Genomic DNA, 18,081 nt, shown 5'->3' with positions numbered 1-18,081 from the left:
CCGGACACGTCCCGCACCACGAGGGCCTCCGGCATCACGGGGCGTCACGTCCGACGGGGCGCGGCAGCCCCGCCGGACGTCGCGTCCCGCACGGCGCCACGCCCCGAAGAAGCGCCGGACCCCGACGACGCGTCACGCCCGAAGAAACGCCGCCCCGAAGAGGCGTCACGCCCGAAGAATCGCCACCCCGACGACGCGTCACGCCCCGAACGGCGTCACAGCGCCGCCCGCACCGCCGAGTCCACGTCCGGGTGCGCGAACCGGAAGCCCGCGTCCAACAGCCGTCGCGGCACCACCCGGTGGCTGCCGACCACCTCGACCGCCAGCTCCCCGAGCACCGCCTTGAGCACGGCCTTGAGCACGGCCTCGGGCACCGGGAACGGCGTCGGCCGCCGCAGCGCCCGGCCGAGCGCCGCCGTCAGCTCGGCGTTGGTGGCCGGCTCCGGTGCGGTGAGGTTGAAGGCGCCGGAGAGGTCCTCCCGGTCGAGCAGGAAGCGCAGCGCCGCCACCTCGTCGGCCAGCGAGATGTAGCTCCAGTACTGCCGCCCGTCGCCGAGCCGCCCGCCCAGGCCCAGCTTGAACAGCGGGAACAGCCGCCCGCCCGCACCGCCCGCGGCGGAGAGCACCATCCCGGTGCGCGGGTGGACGACCCGGATCCCGGCCCGCTCGGCCGGCCGCGCGGCGGCCTCCCACTCCAGGCAGACCTCGGCCAGGAAGTCGTCCCCGGCGGGGGAGTCCTCGTCGATCACCCGGTCGCCGGTCTGCCCGTACCAGCCGACCGCGGAGGCGCTCAGCAGGACCCGCGGCGGCTCCTTCATCGCCGCCAGCGCCACGGCGAGCGTCTCGGTGCCGTACACCCGGCTCTCCCGGATCTCCCGCTTGTAGGAGTTCGTCCAGCGGCGGTCGCCGACCCCGGCGCCCGCCAGGTGCACGACCGCCCCGACCCCGGCGAGCCCGTCCCGGTCGACCTCGCCGAGCAGCGGGTTCCAGCCGATCGCGGTGCTGCCGTCGGGCCGTGGCCCGGTCCTGGAGCGGTGCCGGACCAGCCGGACCACCTCATGGCCGTCCGCCAGCAGGGAGCGGACGAGCGCCGAACCGATCAATCCCGTGGAGCCTGTGACAGCGATGCGCATGGAGCCATCCTCGCAGTTCTTATCGCCCGTCACCCGTCCCACGTGCCCCGTTAGCATCATGCGCCATGACCCGTGATGACGATCCGACCATCCGCCCGGCCCGCCCCGAGGACGAGCCCGGACTCGCCGCGCTCAACCGCAACGCCTGGTCCACCCTGTCCGACGTCTCCCCGGAACCGCCCGAGACGGACGGGATCTTCGACGAGCGGCACACCCCCGACCAGTACCTGCTCGCCGTCCTGGACGGCCGGATCGTCGGCTACGTCCGCCAGGTCCCGGCGACCCCGCTGGAGTGCAACCGGCACGTCCGGCAGATCCAGGGCCTGGCCGTCGACGACGCGGCACGCGGCCGGGGCATCGGGCGGCGGCTGGTCGAGGCCGCCTGCGCGGCGGCCCGGGCCGGGGGCGCCCGCAAGATGACCCTCCGGGTGCTCGGCTGGAACGCCCCGGCCCGTCGGCTGTACGAGAGTTGCGGCTTCACGGTCGAGGGCGTGCTGGCCGAGGAGTTCCTGATCGGCGGACGCTACGTGGACGATGTCTGGATGGCCCGTCGGCTGGCCGGCCGAACCGACGGGAACTGACGCATCGTCAGTTCCCGTGCGGTGCGGAGTCGTGACGTACCCGCGCTGTCTGGACGGGCGATCCGCCGGGTACCGTACGCCCGTGAGCAACTCGACGCCTCCCGGGTGGTACCCGGTCCCCGGTGCGGACGGCACCCCCGGTCACGAGCGCTGGTGGGACGGCAACGCCTGGAGTAGCGAGGTCCGGCCGCTCCAGGGCGGTGCCGGACAGCTCGCCGACGCTCCGACCGAGCTGTGGCAGCCGCCCGCCCCGCAACCGCCGCAGCAGGGCTACGGCTACCCGGCGCAGAGCGGCTCACCCGGTTACGGCTATCCGGTCCAGGACGCGGCCCCGACCCCCGGCTACGGCTACCCGGGCCAGCCGCCCTACCCCGGCCAGCAGCCCTACCCGGGCCAGCCCGGCTACCCGGGTCAGGAGCCCTACCCGGGCGCGGCCTACGGCTACCCGCCGCCGGCCGCCCCGAGGAACCGGACCGGCCTGATCGTCGGCATCTCGGTCGCCGTGCTGGCCGTGGGCGGTCTGATCGTCGGCCTGGTGGCCGCCAACGGTGGGGACCCGAAGGCCGACCCGGCCCCGAACCCCACGGTCACGGTCACCCAGAGCGACGGCCCCCAGCCGAGCCCCACCCCGACGCCGTCGCCGACCCGGACGACGCCCAAGCCCGTCCCCGCACTGAAGAGCAGCGTCCCGGACCCGCAGCACGCGATCACCGTCCCGGTGTTCGACGGCTGGGACGCGGCCGCCAACTCCGCGCACTCCACCGTCTACCTCGGCAGCGGCCGCTACACCTGCGCCGACGGCAACTCCTGCATCCGCGGCCAGTTCTCGGTCGAGAAGGACACCGTCCAGGGCGACACCCCCAAGGCCGCCTCCGACGCCGCGATGCCGGCCTACGCCGGGACGATCTTCACCGGGATCACGTCGCACACCGACTCCGGTTCCAGCTTCGTCAGCGTCGCCGGCGTCCTCGGCTACGCCACCCGCTGGCACATCCGCACCTCGGACGGCACCCAGGGCTACGTCCTGCTGGCCGCCGTCCCGGCCAAGGGCGGCGGCTACGTCGTCTTCGAGGGCGGCGTGGACGACGACCCGGCGGCGCCGGACGCCTCGGTGCTGGACCAGATCCTCAAGGGCATCAAGCAGGACGGCTCCGCGGCCACCCCCGGCACCAGTACCTGAGCCGGGGGGCCGCAGCAGGGGGCGCAGACGGGACCGGTCAGTCCCCGTACCGCTCCCAGAGCTTGGGGAAGCGTTTCGCCATCACGTCCGGGTCGTCGAAGTCCAGCGCCGTCCCGGCCGGCCGTCCCGGCTGCCGCCCGCCCACCTCGGGCAGCGGCAGGCCGGTCAGCTGCTCGTACGCCTCGTCGGCGGCGAAGCCGAGGTCCTCGGCCTCGCCGTCCTCCTCCTCGTCGAACTCGGGCAGCAGGTCCGCCAGGTCGTCCGGCTCGGCCAGCCCGCCCTCGAAGACCTCCCGGCCCTGGCCGATCAGCCAGCAGCGGAAGAAGTCGAAACCGTCCTCGGAGGCGCCGTCCAGCAGCAGGTGCGCCGCGCCCCACAGGTCGTAGCGGTAGGCGCGCTGGAAGCGGGCCTCGAACAGCCGGGCGAAGTCGATCACGTCGTCCGGGGTCAGCTGGACGAGGCGCTCCACCAGCCGGTCGGCCTGGTCGTCGGGATCGCCGTCGGCGGCCTCCCAGGTGTCGTCGATGATCTGCCAGAAGTCGGTCTCGTCCATCACCGCTCAAGCATCCCTGTTCCGTCGTCTCCACGCATGCCATGACCCGGGGTGATCCGCACCCCGGGACGCCGGAGCCCCGCGCCGTCCGGGGACGACGCGGGGCTCCGTACAACCGTGACGCTCACGGTACGGCGATGCCTTACAGGCCGAGCTCGACCTCGAACTCGCCGGCCTCCAGGATCTCCTTGACCGCGACCAGGTAGCGGGCGGCGTCGGCGCCGTCCACCAGGCGGTGGTCGTAGGAGAGCGAGAGGTAGGTCATGTCACGGATGCCGATGGCGGTGCCGCCGTCGGCCTCGATGACGACCGGGCGCTTGACGGTGGCGCCGATGCCCAGGATGGCGGCCTGGTTCGGCGGCACGATCACGGTGTCGAACAGCGCACCGCGCGAGCCGGTGTTGCTGATGGTGAAGGTGGCACCGGACAGCTCGTCCGGGGTGATCTTGCTGTCGCGGACCTTGCCGGCCAGCTCGGCGGTCTTCTTCGAGATGCCGGCGATGTTGAGGTCGCCCGCACCCTTGATGACCGGGGTCATCAGACCCTTCTCGGAGTCCACCGCGATACCGATGTTCTCGGTGTCGAAGTAGGTGATGGTGCCCTCGGCGTCGTTGATCCGCGCGTTGACGACCGCGTGGACCTTCAGGGCCTGGGCGGCGGCCTTCACGAAGAACGGCATCGGGGAGAGCTTGACGCCCTCGCGGGCCAGGAAGCCCTCCTTGGCCTTGGCGCGCAGCGACATGATCTTGGTGACGTCCACCTCGACCACGCTGGTCAGCTGGGCCTGCTCGTGCAGCGCCTTCATCATGTTGTCGCCGATGACCTTGCGCATGCGGGTCATCTTGACCGTCTGGCCGCGCAGGGCGGACGGCGCGGCGGCGGCCTTCGGCGCGGCAGCGGCCGGAGCGGCGGCGACCGGGGCCGGAGCGGCCTTGGCGGCCTCCGCGGCGGCGATGACGTCCTGCTTGCGGATGCGGCCGCCGACGCCGGTGCCGGCGACGGAGGTCAGCTCCACGCCGTGCTCGGCGGCGAGCTTGCGCACCAGCGGGGTGACGTAGGCGTCACCGCTGTCGGCCACCGCGGCGGCCGGGGCCGGAGCGGCAACCGGAGCCGGGGCAGCGGCAACGGGCGCCGGAGCAGCGACCGGAGCCGGGGCGGCAACCGGAGCCGGAGCAGCGGCAACCGGGGCCGGGGCGGCAACCGGGGCCGGGGCAGCCGGGGCGGCAACCGGAGCCGGGGCAGCGACCGGGGCCGGAGCGGCAACCGGAGCCGGAGCGGCAGCGGCGGCACCCGGGGCACCGATCAGCGCGAGCTGGGCGCCGACCTCGGCGGTCTCGTCCTCGCCGACCAGGATCTTGACGACGACGCCGGCGACCGGCGACGGGATCTCGGTGTCGACCTTGTCGGTGGAGACCTCGAGCAGCGGCTCGTCGATCTCGACCGTCTCACCCTCGGCCTTCAGCCAGCGGGTGACGGTGCCCTCGGTGACCGACTCGCCCAGCGCGGGCAGCAGCACCGGGGTGGCGTCGCCGGCCGGGGCGGCCGGAGCAGCCGGGGCCTCGGCGACCGGGGCGGGGGCGGCGACCGGAGCCGGAGCGGCAACGGGGGCCGGGGCGGCGACCGGAGCGGCCTCGGCCACGGGGGCCGGGGCGGCGGCCGGGGCGCCGGTGCCGTCGTCGATGATCGCCAGCTCGGCGCCGACCTCGACGGTCTCGTCCTCGCCGACCTTGATCGAGGAGAGGATGCCGGAAGCCGGGGCCGGGATCTCGGTGTCGACCTTGTCGGTCGAGACCTCGAGCAGCGGCTCGTCGACCTCGACACGCTCACCCTCGGCCTTCAGCCAGCGGGTGACAGTGCCCTCGGAAACGCTCTCGCCCAGCGCGGGCAGTGTTACTGAGACCGCCATGGTTTCAGCGACTCCTATCAAGTCTTGCGTACGGGAAGTACTGGAAACGGGGGGTGGTGAGCGCGATCAGTCGTGCGCGTGCAGCGGCTTGCCGGCCAGCGCCAGGTGCGCCTCGCCCAGGGCCTCGGACTGGGTCGGGTGCGCGTGGATCAGCTGCGCGACCTCGGCCGGCAGGGCCTCCCAGTTGTAGATCAGCTGGGCTTCGCCGACCTGCTCGCCCATGCGGGCGCCGACCATGTGGACGCCGACCACGGCGCCGTCCTTGACCTGGACGAGCTTGATCTCGCCGGCGGTCTTCAGGATCTTGCTCTTGCCGTTGCCGGCCAGGTTGTACTTCAGGGTGACGACCTTCTCCTTGCCGTACAGCTCGACGGCCTTGGCCTCGGAGATGCCGACGGAGGCGACCTCCGGGTTGGAGTAGGTCACGCGCGGGACGCCGTCGTAGTCGATCGGCACCGGCTTGAGGCCGGCCAGGCGCTCGGCGACCAGGATGCCCTCGGCGAAGCCGACGTGGGCGAGCTGCAGGGTCGGGGCGAGGTCGCCGACGGCCGAGATGGTGGGCACGTTGGTGCGCATGTACTCGTCGACCAGGACGTAGCCGCGGTCCATCGCGACGCCGTTCTCCTCGTAGCCGAGGCCGGCCGAGACGGGGCCGCGGCCGATGGCGACGAGCAGCAGGTCGGCGTCGATCTGCTTGCCGTTCTCGGTGGAGACGCGGACACCGGACTCGGTGTACTCGACGCCCGAGAAGCGGGCCTTCAGCTCGAACTTGATGCCGCGCTTGCGGAAGGCGCGCTCCAGCAGCTTGGAGGAGTTCTCGTCCTCCAGCGGGACGAGGTGCGGCAGCGCCTCGACGATGGTGACCTCGACGCCGAAGGACTTCCAGACCGAGGCGAACTCGACGCCGATGACGCCGCCGCCGAGGATGACGACCGACTTCGGGATCCGGTCGAGCTTCAGGGCGTGGTCGGAGGAGATCACACGGTTGCCGTCGATCTCCAGGCCCGGGATCGAGCGCGGCACCGAACCGGTGGCCAGCACGATGTGGCGGCCTTCGATGCGCTGGCCGTTCACGTCGACCGAGGTCTGCGAGGAGAGCTTGCCCGCGCCCTGGATGAAGGTGACCTTGCGGGACGCCACCAGGCCCTGGAGGCCCTTGTACAGGCCGGCGATGACGTCGTCCTTGTACTTGTGGACGCCGTTGATGTCGATGCCCTGGAAGGTGGCCAGAACGCCGAACTCGGCGGCCTCCTTCGTCTCGTCCGCGATCTCGGCGGCGTGCAGCAGGGCCTTGGTCGGGATGCAGCCGCGGTGCAGGCAGGTGCCGCCCAGCTCACCCTTCTCGACCAGGGCGACGCTCAGACCCAGCTGAGCGGCGCGGAGCGCCGCGGCGTAACCGCCGCTTCCGCCTCCGAGAATGACTACGTCGAAAACGGTGCTGGCGTCGTTCGCCACGTCACGTCCTCCATGCAATGGGGTGGGTCGCCGGGCCGGTCGCGGTCCGGTGGGTCGGAAGCCTTTGTGGGGCGCCCAGTCGTGCCGGAAATACATCTTCGCACTTGTTCGCGGTGGCTGATGTCCGGGTCCACCCCAGGGGTGGCCCACGGAGCGGTCACCGGGGTGGGAACACCCCCGACGGAAGGGCATCATCGCAGCTCAAGGCCCTGTTGACAGCCGCCGGACGGGCGTCTTCCGCGCGGTTGGGCGCCACCTCTTCCGCAGTGCGGAACAAAGTTTCGCCCGTGGCGAACAAGGGTGCGGTGGGGCGTCCCGGGCTACTCGCAGGTAACCGTCGGAGAACGCCTACGGGGGCCCGGCGCACACGCGCCGGGCCCCCGCTTCACGGGCTCAGGGCCGGAGGATCAGGCCTTGCCGTTGGCCGCGGTCTGCTCCGCGAAGCGGACCAGGGTGCGCACGGCGCTCGCGGTGCCGCCCTTCGGGGTGTAGCCGAACGGCGCGCTCTCGTGGAACGCCGGGCCGGCGATGTCCAGGTGCGCCCAGTCGATGCCCTCGGCCACGAACTCCTGCAGGAACAGGCCGGCCACCAGGCCGCCGCCCATCCGCTCGCCCATGTTCGCCATGTCGGCGATGGTCGAGTCGGTCATGCCCGCCCGCAGCTCGGCCGGCAGCGGCATCGGCCAGGACTGCTCGCCGACCTTGCCCGCGACGGTGTGCAGGTTCTCGCGCAGCTCGTCGCTGTTGGACATCACGCCGAAGGTGCGGTTGCCCAGGGCCAGCACCATGGCGCCGGTCAGGGTCGCCACGTCGACGATGACGTCCGGGCTCTCCTCGCCGGCCTTCACGATCGCGTCGGCCAGCACCAGCCGGCCCTCGGCGTCGGTGTTCAGCACCTCGACGGTCTTGCCGCCGTACATCCGCAGCACGTCGCCCGGGCGGGTCGCGCTGCCGGACGGCATGTTCTCGGCCAGCGCGAGCCAGGCGGTCACGTTGACGACCAGGCCGAGGCGCTTGGCGGCCACCACGGCGGCGAACACGGCGGCGGCGCCGGCCATGTCGCACTTCATGGTCTCGTTGTGGCCGGCCGGCTTCAGCGAGATGCCGCCCGAGTCGTAGGTGATGCCCTTGCCGACGAAGGCCAGCGAGGCCTTCGCCTTCGGGTGGGTGTAGGCCACCTTCACCAGCCGCGGCGGGTTGGCCGAGCCGGCGCCGACGCCCATCAGGCCGCCGAAGCCGCCCTTGGTCAGCGCCTTCTCGTCCAGCACCTCGACCTTGAGGCCGTGCTCCTTGCCGGCCGCCTGGGCGATCGCGGCGAAGCTCTTCGGGTTCAGGTCGTTCGGCGCGGCGTTGACCAGGTCGCGGGCGCGGTTCATCTCCTCGCCGATCGCGGCGGCCCGCTCCACGGCGGCCTTGGCGTCCTTGCTGCCCTTGCGGGCGCTCAGCACGACCAGCTCGCCGACCGGCTCCTTGCCGCCGTTGGCCTTGTACGTACCGTACGAGTACGAACCGAGCAGGCCGCCGAGGGCGACCGCCTCGACGTCCGGCGCGGAGTCGACCGGCAGGGCCAGCGCGGCCTTCTTGCTGCCGGCCAGGGTGCGGGCGGCGACACCGGCGGCGCGGCGCAGCGTCTCCAGGGTGTACCCGTCCTCGGCCGCCTCGCCGAGGCCGACCGCCAGCACGAGCGGCGCCTTCAGGCCGGCGGGGGCGGCCACCTTGACGGCCTCGCCCTCGGCACCGGTCGCGCCCAGGGTGCCGAGGATCTCGGTCAGCTTGCCCTCGAACGCCTCGTTGACGGCCTCGGCGCCGGGGGCCAGCACAATGCCCTTGGGGCCCTTCGCGACACCGACCACCAGGGCGTCCGCGCGCAGCGAGGCGGCGGAGGAGGTGCTCACAGACAATGCAGTCACGTAATGCGTCCTGTTCTTTCGCGGTCCACGGCCGGTCGCGGCGTGACTGCCGGACCGGCGCAGCCCCCGTCGTCACAGACCGTCCGCGCGACGGGCCCTGCGGTTCCGGGCCCCCTGGCGCGCGCGTCCGCCGGAAGCGGCCGCGCACACCAGAGGCCCCGGCTCCACGGTGCGCGCCGGGCGGGCAGGACCTGCGACGGTGCAGGGCTGCGGTGCTTCACGCATGGTAGTCCGCATGCTGGTATCACGCGCCGCCCGGTGTCAGCCGAGCAACGCGAGGGCGAACAGCGTTCCGGTCGCGGCCGTCTCCGCCATCGCGCCGAGCACGTCCCCGGTGATCCCGTCGAACCGGCGGACGCAATGCCCGAGCAGCAGGTGCGCGGCGCCGAGGCCGACCACAACGGCGATGGGCAGGCGCAGGGCTGACCATCCGTCGGACGATCCTGCGGCGGCCAGGGCGAGCAGGGCCAGGGCCGTCCCGGCCGCGGCCCCGGCGGGAGTGACGGTGCCCGCCACCATCGCCCCGAGCCCGCCCGGCCGGGCGGCCGGCACCGACCGCCGGCAGCCCCAGCCGAGCGCACACCGGGCGGCCACCGCCGAGGCGAGCACCGCGAGCGAGCCGCGCGCCGTCGACTGCCCGAACTCCCCGGCCAGCGCGGCGACCTGCGCCAGCAGCAGGAGGACCAGGGTCAGCACGCCGAACGGGCCGATGTCGGACTGCTTCATGATCCGCAGCGCGTCCTCGGCCGGTCTGCCGCTGCCCAGCCCGTCGGCGACGTCCGCCAGGCCGTCCAGGTGCAGCCCCCTGGTCAGCGCGGCGAGCACCCCGACCGCCGTCACCGCGCCGAGCGCCCCGCCCGCCCGCCAGGCCACCACCGCCCCCGCCGCGGCCGCGATCCCGCCGAGCACCGCCCCGACCAGCGGAGCCGCCGTCATCGCCCGGCCCGCCGCCGGCCGGTCCCACCGCTCCACCCGCACCCGCAGCACCGACAGCGTCCCGAACGCGAACCGCAGCCCCTCGCCCCACGTCGCCCGCTCGCCGTCGGCCATCGCTCCCACTCCTCCACCGCAACCGCACCTCGGACAAACAGAATCCCCGCGCCCCGGGTGGGGCGCGGGGAACCGCGCGGAGCGGAAGGGCCCGGGACCCGGTCCGGGCCCGTCGGCTTCCGCCCCGGCTACAGCCTCCTGAGCAGATCGGCCGCCGACGGCAGCTTCGGCTGCTCCTTCGGCGCCGCCGGCACGAACGGCTGCGGCGCCTCCTCGGCGAGCGCGTCGCCCGCCGCCTGGAGCAGCGGCAGCGCGAGCACCGCGCCGACGCCCTCGCCCACGGTGATGCCCTGGTCCTGCAGCGGCGTCAGGGTCAGCCGGTCGTACGCCTTGGCCTGGGCCGGCTCGCCGCTGGACTGCCCGGCCCGCCACCACTCCGGGGCCCGGAAGGCGATCCGCTGGGCGACCAGCGCGCAGGCCGAGGAGACCACGCCGTCCAGCACCACCGGCAGCCGGCGGACGGCGGCCTGGAGCAGGAAGCCGGTGATGGCCGCGAAGTCGGCCCCGCCGGTGGCGCCGAGCAGCGCCAGCTGGTCGCCGAGCACCGGCCGGGCCCGCCGCAGCGAGTCCCGGATGGTGGCGCACTTGACCATCCAGACCCGGTCGTCGATGCCCGAGCCGCGCCCGCAGACCGCGGCCGCGTCCGTCCCGCACAGCGCGCCGACCAGGACGGCGGCCACCGTGGTGGAGCCGACCCCGAGGTCGCCGAGCAGCACCAGGTCGGTGCCGGCGTCGGCCTCCTCGTCGGCCACGGCCATGCCGGCCCGGAAGGCCCGGACGGTCTCCTCCGGGGTGAGGGCGTCCTCGATGTCGATCCGGCCGGAGCCGCGCCGGATCCGGTGGACGACCACGTCGTCCGGGAAGTCGGCGGTGTCGGCGTCCACCGCGACGTCGACCACCCGCAGGTCGGCGCCGTAGCGCGCGGCCAGCCGGGCCACCGGGGCGCTGCCGTCGAGCACGGCCCGCACCCGGGCCGCGGTGCCGCCGGCGGCGGGCAGCCGGGAGACGCCGAGCGCGGCCACGCCGTGGTCGGCGGCGAACAGCAGCACCTTGGGCGCCGTGACCGGCCGTACCGGGGAACACCCCTGTACGGACGACAGCCAGCTGCCCAGCTCCTCCAGCTTGCCGAGGCCGCCACGCGGCCCGGCCTCCTGCCAGCGTTCGTCGGCGGCCCGCCGGGCGCTGTCGTCGGGGCGCTCGACGAGCGAGGAGAACGTATCGAGATCCACGGTCGTGTCCATCGTCCGGAAGGCTACACGCCGCAGGTGTGCGGGCTCGGCTTGACCGTCAGAACCTGTCCCGCGACGACCAGCTGCACCCGCTCCGAGGCGTCCGCCACGGCCATGTTGAGCCGGCCCAGGGTGTCCCGGAAGCGCCGTCCGGCGGGGGTGGCCGGGACGACGCCCATCCCGACCTCGTTGCTGACCGCCACGGCCGTCCGCGTCGTCCCGGCCCAGGCCGCGGCCAGCGCCTCGCAGCGCCGCTGCACCGCGGCCTCGCCGCCGTCCGCCCAGGTCGCGTCGGACCAGGCCCCGCACTCGTCCATGACGGCGGTCAGCCAGAGCGCCAGACAGTCGATCAGCACCGGCGCCCGGTCCCCGCGGTCGGCCAGCACGGCCTCCAGGTCGCAGGTCTCGGCGGTGCGCCAGCCCGCCGGCCGGCGGTCCCGGTGCAGCTCGACCCGTCGGGCCCACTCGGCGTCACCGTCCCTGGTCCCGCCGGTGGCCACGTACAGGACGTCCGGGTGCCCGGCGAGCAGCTGCTCGGCGCGGGTGGACTTGCCGGAGCGCGCGCCGCCGAGCAGCAGGGTGCGGGGGAGCGGGGGGTGGGTCGCCATGCCGTCCATCCTGCCCGACAGGCATACGGAAGATCGGGCCGGGCAGGCTATGGTGCGCAGCACACAGCAGGCAGGACAGCAGGCAGCGTCGGTGGAAGGAGCCGGGCATGGTCTGGACGTGGCGGTACGAGAAGGCGGACGGCAGCACGGTGACGTCGGGCCTCGCCCAGGAGGAGTTCGCCGGCCAGGGGGACGCCGAGACCTGGATCGGGGAGACCTGGAAGCAGCTCGCCGAGGAGGGCGTGGACACCGCGGTCCTGCTGGAGGACGGCACCAAGGTCTACGGGATGAGCCTGCACGAGGGCTGAGCCCCGCGTCGGGCGGGCGGGCAGCCGCTACTTGGACCCGATCACGTGCAGCAGCGCCGCGACCTGCCGGTAGGGGTCGGTGCGGGCGGCCCGGTCCTCGGCCTCCAGCAGCTGGGCCAGCTGCCGCCCGTCCACCGGCGGGGCCGCGTCGTCGGGCGCGTTGTCGGTGAAGACCCGGACCCCGTACCAGTGCCGCAGCGGCACCGACACCTCGGAGAGGGTCACGGTCAGGTCGGCGAGCCGGTCGGCGCGGGCGGCCAGCCCGAGCCGGTTGTAGTACCGGTCGCTCTCGAAGGCGTGCAGGGCGGCCCGCCAGTCCCCGGCGGCGGCGGGTCGCAGCGCCAGCGCGTCGCGGTTGCGGACCAGCAGTGAGAGCAGCCCGCCGGGCGCCAGCAGCCGGGCCAGCGAGGCGATCATCGGATCGGGGTCGGGCAGGTACATCAGGACGCCGTGGCAGAGCACCACGTCGAAGCTGCGCGGGCCGAACCAGCGCCCGCACTGGTGGCCGTCGCCGCTGAGCAGGTGCATCCGGCCGCGCACCTCGGACGGTTCCTCGGCGAGCGCCCCCTGGGCGACGCCGAGCGCGACCGGGTCGGAGTCGATCCCGGTGACGTAGTGGCCGGCCCGGGCCAGCCGCAGGGCCTGGGTGCCCTGCCCGCAGCCGATGTCGAGGACGCGCTGTCCGGTGCGGCCGGCCAGCTGCTCGGCGAGCTGCCGGGAGACCAGCTCCTGCCGGACGAAGTTGCGCAGTCCGCCGAGCCGGTCGAGCCAGGCCCCGGTGCCACCGGCGAAGGAGCCGCTGCGCGAGGGCAGCCGGCGCTCCTGGCCGAACCGGTCGTGGCCGCCGTCCCCCTGCCCGGGGAGCGCGCCCCCCTGCCCGGGCAGTGCGTACAGGCCGGGCCCCTCCCAGGACGGCGGGGCCCAGCCGGAGTCCACCGGCTCGGCGGTCAGGGCTTCTCCCCGCGCCGCACCTGCGGCTTGGGCAGGCGCAGCCGGCGCATCTGCAGGGTGCGCATGATGCCGTAGGCGATGGTGCCGCGGGTGTTCTGCCCGGCGAAGCGCTCGGCCAGCTGCTTGCGCAGGCCGAGGCCGAGGCGGACGAAGTCCAGGAAGACGAGCACGAAGAACAGCAGGAACAGCAGCGTGGAGAGCAGCTGCAGGGCCGGCACCTTGACGATGCTCAGCACCAGGATGACGACGGCGGCCGGCAGGAAGAACTCGGCGAGCGACCAGCGGGAGTCCACGTAGTCGCGCGCGAACTTGCGCACCGGACCCTTGTCGCGGGCCGGCAGGTGGCGCTCGTCGCCGTCGATCAGCGCCTGGCGCTGCTTCTCGCGCTCGACCCGCATCCGGTCGCGCGCCTGGCGGGAGGCCTCCTTGCGGTCCTTGGGCACCGTGACCCGGGTACGCCGGTTGGCCTCGGCCTCGTTGCGCTTGGGGGTGGGGCGGCCCTTCTTGGCCTGCGGGTCGCGGGCCTGGGGCGTCTGGTCCTCCAGCACGGTGGCGGAGGCGGCGGCATCATCTGAACGGCGTCGGAACACACCACCAGCGTACGGGGTGCGTGGCCAGGACCACGGGCCCCCTCGGACCCAAACGCGTATCGATCCGTCCGGCCGTGCGCCGACCGGGTTTTCCCGGCCTCTTCCCGTAGGGGATCAATCCGATGGACTATGGGGAGGATGAGAGGCGGATCCACCCGGGGGATGAGGATCTGACACTGGTCGCTGTAGCAGTCTTGTTGCAGGCAGGTGCACTGCGGCGACGGGCTCGCTGCACATACACTCGTCGTGTCTGGTAACGAGATTTAAGACCGCAGGCCGGAGAAGGGGGCACCCGAGGCCCATGAGCGACGGAATCATGAAGCGTATGGGGCTGATCTTCCGCTCCAAGGCGAACAAGGCCTTGGACCGGGCGGAGGATCCCCGTGAGACGCTCGACTACTCCTACCAGAAGCAGCTCGAACTGCTGCAGAAGGTACGGCGTGGCGTCGCGGACGTCGCGACCTCGCGCAAGCGCCTGGAACTCCAGCTGACCCAGCTCCAGCAGCAGTCCGCGAAGTACGAGGACCAGGGCCGCAAGGCGCTGTCCCTCGGCCGCGAGGACCTCGCGCGCGAGGCGCTGACCCGCAAGGCCAACATGCAGTCCCAGATCAACGATCTGGAGACGCAGTACCAGGCCCTGCAGGCCGAGGAGGAGAAGCTCACCCTCGCCTCCCAGCGGCTCCAGGCCAAGGTGGACGCCTTCCGCACCAAGAAGGAGACCATCAAGGCCACCTACACGGCGGCGCAGGCCCAGACCCGCATCGCCGAGTCCTTCTCCGGCATTTCGGAGGAGATGGGCGACGTCGGCCTGGCGATCCAGCGTGCCGAGGACAAGACGGCGCAGATGCAGGCCCGCGCCGGTGCGATCGACGAGCTGCTGGCCTCCGGTGCGCTCGACGACGCCAGCGGTCTCGGCCGCAAGGACGACATCGAGGCCGAGCTGGAGCGGGTGGCCGGCGGTTCCGACGTCGAGCTGGAGCTGGCCCGGATGAAGGCCGAGCTGTCCGGTGGCCCCGCCGCCGGTCCGGCCGCGATCGAGCAGGGCAAGCCCGCCCAGTCGCCGCAGGACGCGCACCCGCAGGACACCCCGCGCATCAACTACAACAAGTGAGCTGAACCACCCACGAACCAGGAGAAGCGCAGCATGATCATGAGGGTCATGGGTGAGGGGCAGTACGAGGTGGGCGAGGACCACCTGAACCTGCTCAACCAGCTCGACGACGAGCTGCTCACCGCGGTGGAGTCGGGCGACGAGGACACCTTCCGCCAGGCCTACGGCAAGCTGTTGGATGCCGTGAAGCAGTTCGGCACCCGGCTGCCGGACGACTCGCTGGAGCCGTCCGAGCTGATCCTGCCGAGTGCGGAGGCGACCCTCGACGAGGTCCGGGCCCTGCTGCTGTCCGAGGGCGAGGGCGTCATCCCGGGTTTCCCCGAGTAACGAGTAGCCGCGCGGCCGCTGCCAGACGAAAGGGCGGGTCCCCTCCGACCGGAGGGGACCCGCCCTTTCGCCGTGGTGTCGCCCGCTCGCCTCCGGGGCGGGGCGGGGTCCGTCCGGCTCCGGGTTACGGCAGGGCCAGCATCCGGTCCAGTGCGGCCTTGGCGTACTTCTCGGTCTCCGGGTCGACGGTGATCACGTTCGGGACCCGGCCCTCGACCAGCGACTCCAGCGCCCAGACCAGGTGCGGCAGGTCGATCCGGTTCATGGTCGAGCAGAAGCAGACCGTGCGGTCCAGGAAGACGATCTCCTTGTCCGGGTGCGCCTTGGCGAGGCGGCGGACCAGGTTCAGCTCGGTGCCGATGGCCCACTTGGAGCCGGGCTCGGCGGCGTCCAGCGCCTTGATGATGTACTCGGTCGAGCCCACCAGGTCGGCGGCCGCGACGACCTCGTGCTTGCACTCGGGGTGCACCAGGACGGTCACGCCGGGGATGCGCGCGCGGACGTCGTTCACCGAGTCCACGCTGAACCGGCCGTGCACCGAGCAGTGCCCGCGCCAGAGGATCATCTTGGCGTCCCGCAGCTGCTCGGCGGTCAGGCCGCCGTTCGGCTTGTGCGGGTTGTACAGCACGCAGTCGTCCAGCGAGAGGCCCATGTCCCGCACGGCGGTGTTGCGGCCGAGGTGCTGGTCGGGCAGGAAGAGCACCTTCTGGCCCTGCTCGAAGGCCCACTCCAGGGCGCGCTGGGCGTTGGAGGAGGTGCAGATGGTGCCGCCGTGCCGGCCGGTGAAGGCCTTGATGTCGGCGGAGGAGTTCATGTACGAGACCGGGACGGTGACGTCGGCTATGCCGGCGTCGGTCAGCACGTCCCAGCACTCGGCGACCTGCTCGGCGGTGGCCATGTCGGCCATCGAGCAGCCGGCCGCGAGGTCCGGCAGCACGACCTGCTGGCGCTCGCTGGTGAGGATGTCGGCGGACTCGGCCATGAAGTGCACGCCGCAGAAGACGATGTACTCGGCTTCGGGGCGGGCCGCGGCGTCGCGGGCGAGCTTGAAGGAGTCGCCGGTGACGTCGGCGAACTCGATGACCTCGTCACGCTGGTAGTGGTGGCCGAGGATGAAGACGCGGTCGCCGAGGGCGGCCTTGGCGGCCCTGGCGCGCTCGACGAGGTCGGGGTCGGAGGCCGCCGGGAGGTCGCCGGGGCACTCGACGCCGCGCTCGCTGTTCGGGTCGGCCTCCCGGCCGAGCAGCAGCAGAGCGAGCGGCGTCGGAGTGGGGTCGACGCCGTGGGTCTCGGTGATGGTGGTGGTCACGGGCGGGTGCCCTTCTGTGCGGCCGAACCAGCGGTGGGGCCTTTTCGTCTATCTGACGCTATCTATTCTAACCGGTTAGCGTCAGAGTGACGATGGCCATCCTGTCGATGTGACGAGAACCGCTCGGTGGAAAGGGTGCCCCGGCGGGGCCGGATAGCCAATTCGGGGGTGTCGCCCGTGGCCGAATCGATATTTCGAAGCCCCCGGGTATGGCTGGACCCATGAAGGCAATCGCGATCAACCGCTACGGCGGCCCCGAGGCGGTCGAGTACACCGACCTGCCCGACCCGAAGGTCGGCCCCGACTCCGTGCTGGTGCAGGTCCGGGCGGCCGGGGTGAACCCGGTGGACTGGAAGGTCCGGGACGGCGCCCTGGACGGCCTGCTGGACGCGCACTTCCCGCTGGTCATGGGCTGGGACGCGGCGGGCGTGGTCCGCGCGGTCGGCGGCGGGGTGACCGAGTTCGCCCCCGGCGACGAGGTGTACGGCTACGTCCGCAAGGACGCCGTCGAGCACGGCACCTACGCCGAACTGGTCTCCGCCCCGGTCCGCACCCTGGCCCGGCGGCCCGCCGCGCTGGACTGGGCGCAGTGCGGCGGCCTGCCGCTCGCCGGGCTCACCGCGCTCCAGAGCCTGAACGCGCTGGACGTCGCGGCGGGGGAGACGGTGCTGGTGCACGCCGCGGCCGGCGGGGTCGGCCACCTGGCCGTCCAGATCGCCCGGGCCCGCGGCGCCCGGGTGATCGGCACGGCGGGCGAGCGCAACCACGACTACCTGCGGGGCCTCGGCGCCGAGCCGGTCGCGTACGGCGAGGGCCTGGTCGAGCGGGTGCGCGCGCTCGCCCCGGACGGCGTGGACGCGGCCCTCGACCTGGTCGGCCGCGGCGCCGTCCAGGTCTCGGCGGAGCTGGTGGCCGACCCGGCCCGGATCGCCTCGATCACCGACTTCGGGGTCAAGGCCCTCGGCGGCCACTACGTCTGGGTCCGCCCGGACGCGGCGGGTCTGGCGGAGCTGGCCGCGCTCGCCGACGACGGTCGGCTGACCGTCACCGTCGCCTCCACCTTCCCGCTGGCGCAGGCGGCCTCCGCCCAGGCGCTCAGTGCGGAGGGGCGCACCCGGGGGAAGATCGTCCTCCTGGTGGACTGAGCGGGCCGGGTGGGCAGACGGTCTTCTCGCCGTCATCTGTCGGCGATGAACTGGTTCAGGTCATCCGCCAGAATGGGTGGCGAACCGTTTCGGCATGAGCGACAGGACCACTGTCGCCACGCCGGGACGCCCCCGCACCCCCGCACGACCCGTGGAGCCCCGCACCGATGACCAGCAGCCGAGCGCACGAGGTGATCGGGGCGGACCTCGACGAGACCGACCGTCAGCTCCTCGCCCGCCTCGGCAGCGACGGCCGCGCCTCCTACGCCGAGATCGGCCTCCAGGTGAACCTCTCCGCCACCGCCGTGCGCCGCCGGATCGACCGGCTCCGGGCGCGCGGCGTGGTGCGGGGCTTCACCGTGGTGCTCGACCCGGCCGTGCTCGGCTGGCAGACCGAGGCCTTCGTCGAGGTCTACTGCCGCGAGCGCACCGCCCCCGAGGAGATCCTCGCCAGCCTCAGACAGTTCCCCGAGGTGATCGCCGCCTGGACGGTCACCGGCGACCCGGACGCCCTGGTGCACCTGCGGGCCGCCGACATGCGCCACCTGGAGGCCGTCATCGAGCGGATCCGGCGCGAGCCCGGCGTCCAGCGCAGCCGCTCCTCGGTGGTGCTCTCCCAGCTGATCGGCTGACCGCCGGCCGCCCCCGTACGGAGTCCGTCAAGGTTCGCGCAGGAATCCTGCGCGAACCCGTCCGAACACGCCCGAAACCTGCCTGACCAGCCGCGTTCCGACG

17 protein-coding genes and 1 pseudogene are annotated in these 18,081 nt (G+C 73.2%); 7 read left to right on the top strand and 11 right to left on the bottom strand.

Annotated features, from left to right (window positions below):
* Positions 1-215: 215 nt before the first annotated feature.
* Positions 216-1,133, bottom strand: coding sequence for a TIGR01777 family oxidoreductase (locus tag AB0O91_RS23335; protein ID WP_363436174.1), 918 nt, complete (start codon positions 1,131-1,133; stop codon positions 216-218).
* 65 nt (positions 1,134-1,198) lie between these two features.
* On the opposite strand from AB0O91_RS23335, the gene AB0O91_RS23330 reads away from it, so the two are divergent.
* Together AB0O91_RS23330 and AB0O91_RS23325 are read left to right on the top strand one after the other, a co-directional pair.
* Positions 1,199-1,714 (top strand): GNAT family N-acetyltransferase, encoded by a 516-nt coding sequence (locus AB0O91_RS23330; RefSeq protein WP_363436173.1) that lies wholly within the window; start codon positions 1,199-1,201, stop codon positions 1,712-1,714.
* Between the two features lie 82 nt (positions 1,715-1,796).
* The gene (locus AB0O91_RS23325) at positions 1,797-2,894 is read left to right on the top strand and encodes a DUF2510 domain-containing protein (protein ID WP_363436172.1); all 1,098 of its coding nucleotides are present in this window, start codon (positions 1,797-1,799) and stop codon (positions 2,892-2,894) included.
* 37 nt (positions 2,895-2,931) lie between these two features.
* On the opposite strand, the gene AB0O91_RS23320 is transcribed toward AB0O91_RS23325, so the two are convergent.
* The 7 genes and pseudogenes from AB0O91_RS23320 to cobU form a co-directional block, all read right to left on the bottom strand.
* Positions 2,932-3,447: a DUF4240 domain-containing protein gene (locus tag AB0O91_RS23320; protein ID WP_363436228.1), complete on the bottom strand. Its 516-nt coding sequence runs from the start codon at positions 3,445-3,447 to the stop codon at positions 2,932-2,934.
* A 142-nt stretch (positions 3,448-3,589) separates the two neighbouring features.
* Positions 3,590-5,353, bottom strand: a complete 1,764-nt coding sequence (gene sucB / locus AB0O91_RS23315) for a 2-oxoglutarate dehydrogenase, E2 component, dihydrolipoamide succinyltransferase (RefSeq protein ID WP_363436170.1) — start codon at positions 5,351-5,353, stop codon at positions 3,590-3,592.
* Between the two features lie 66 nt (positions 5,354-5,419).
* The gene (gene lpdA, locus AB0O91_RS23310) at positions 5,420-6,808 is read right to left on the bottom strand and encodes a dihydrolipoyl dehydrogenase (protein WP_363436169.1); all 1,389 of its coding nucleotides are present in this window, start codon (positions 6,806-6,808) and stop codon (positions 5,420-5,422) included.
* A gap of 407 nt (positions 6,809-7,215) precedes the next feature.
* Positions 7,216-8,718: a leucyl aminopeptidase gene (locus tag AB0O91_RS23305; protein WP_363436167.1), complete on the bottom strand. Its 1,503-nt coding sequence runs from the start codon at positions 8,716-8,718 to the stop codon at positions 7,216-7,218.
* 261 nt (positions 8,719-8,979) lie between these two features.
* A complete protein-coding gene (locus AB0O91_RS23300; RefSeq protein WP_363436166.1) occupies positions 8,980-9,768 on the bottom strand; it encodes an adenosylcobinamide-GDP ribazoletransferase in 789 nt (262 codons plus the stop codon).
* Between the two features lie 128 nt (positions 9,769-9,896).
* A complete protein-coding gene (locus AB0O91_RS23295; protein WP_363436164.1) occupies positions 9,897-11,009 on the bottom strand; it encodes a nicotinate-nucleotide--dimethylbenzimidazole phosphoribosyltransferase in 1,113 nt (370 codons plus the stop codon).
* A gap of 11 nt (positions 11,010-11,020) precedes the next feature.
* A pseudogene (gene cobU, locus AB0O91_RS23290) lies at positions 11,021-11,593 on the bottom strand (bifunctional adenosylcobinamide kinase/adenosylcobinamide-phosphate guanylyltransferase); the annotation flags it as partial.
* 119 nt (positions 11,594-11,712) lie between these two features.
* Here cobU and AB0O91_RS23285 point away from each other — a divergent pair.
* Entirely contained in the window at positions 11,713-11,913 is a 201-nt protein-coding gene (locus tag AB0O91_RS23285) for a hypothetical protein (RefSeq protein WP_363436163.1), read from the top strand.
* A 27-nt stretch (positions 11,914-11,940) separates the two neighbouring features.
* Here the strand turns inward: AB0O91_RS23285 and AB0O91_RS23280 are convergent, their stop codons facing one another.
* Both AB0O91_RS23280 and AB0O91_RS23275 read right to left on the bottom strand, forming a co-directional pair.
* Positions 11,941-12,663, bottom strand: coding sequence for a methyltransferase domain-containing protein (locus tag AB0O91_RS23280; RefSeq protein WP_363436226.1), 723 nt, complete (start codon positions 12,661-12,663; stop codon positions 11,941-11,943).
* A 197-nt stretch (positions 12,664-12,860) separates the two neighbouring features.
* Positions 12,861-13,454, bottom strand: a complete 594-nt coding sequence (locus tag AB0O91_RS23275) for a DUF3043 domain-containing protein (protein WP_363436161.1) — start codon at positions 13,452-13,454, stop codon at positions 12,861-12,863.
* Positions 13,455-13,755: 301 nt separating this feature from the next.
* Here AB0O91_RS23275 and AB0O91_RS23270 point away from each other — a divergent pair, with 301 nt between their 5' ends.
* Both AB0O91_RS23270 and AB0O91_RS23265 read left to right on the top strand, forming a co-directional pair.
* The gene (locus AB0O91_RS23270) at positions 13,756-14,565 is read left to right on the top strand and encodes a PspA/IM30 family protein (protein WP_363436159.1); all 810 of its coding nucleotides are present in this window, start codon (positions 13,756-13,758) and stop codon (positions 14,563-14,565) included.
* A gap of 33 nt (positions 14,566-14,598) precedes the next feature.
* Positions 14,599-14,892: a hypothetical protein gene (locus AB0O91_RS23265; protein ID WP_363436157.1), complete on the top strand. Its 294-nt coding sequence runs from the start codon at positions 14,599-14,601 to the stop codon at positions 14,890-14,892.
* 124 nt (positions 14,893-15,016) lie between these two features.
* Here AB0O91_RS23265 and nadA read toward each other — a convergent pair whose 3' ends face one another.
* A complete protein-coding gene (gene nadA / locus AB0O91_RS23260; protein WP_363436155.1) occupies positions 15,017-16,201 on the bottom strand; it encodes a quinolinate synthase NadA in 1,185 nt (394 codons plus the stop codon).
* Positions 16,202-16,422: 221 nt separating this feature from the next.
* Between nadA and AB0O91_RS23255 the strand changes: the two genes are divergently transcribed.
* Both AB0O91_RS23255 and AB0O91_RS23250 read left to right on the top strand, forming a co-directional pair.
* Positions 16,423-17,346 (top strand): NADP-dependent oxidoreductase, encoded by a 924-nt coding sequence (locus AB0O91_RS23255; RefSeq protein WP_363436153.1) that lies wholly within the window; start codon positions 16,423-16,425, stop codon positions 17,344-17,346.
* A 167-nt stretch (positions 17,347-17,513) separates the two neighbouring features.
* Positions 17,514-17,978 carry an Lrp/AsnC family transcriptional regulator gene (locus AB0O91_RS23250; protein ID WP_363436151.1) on the top strand — a complete coding sequence of 155 codons (465 nt, stop codon included), beginning with the start codon at positions 17,514-17,516 and terminating at the stop codon, positions 17,976-17,978.
* Positions 17,979-18,081 lie beyond the last annotated feature (103 nt).

It is taken from the genome of Kitasatospora sp. NPDC089797, from assembly GCF_040684795.1.
GTDB lineage: Bacteria > Actinomycetota > Actinomycetes > Streptomycetales > Streptomycetaceae > Kitasatospora.
The sequence above is the reverse complement of the archived record's forward strand: the minus strand, read 5'-3'. Positions and strand labels throughout refer to the sequence as shown.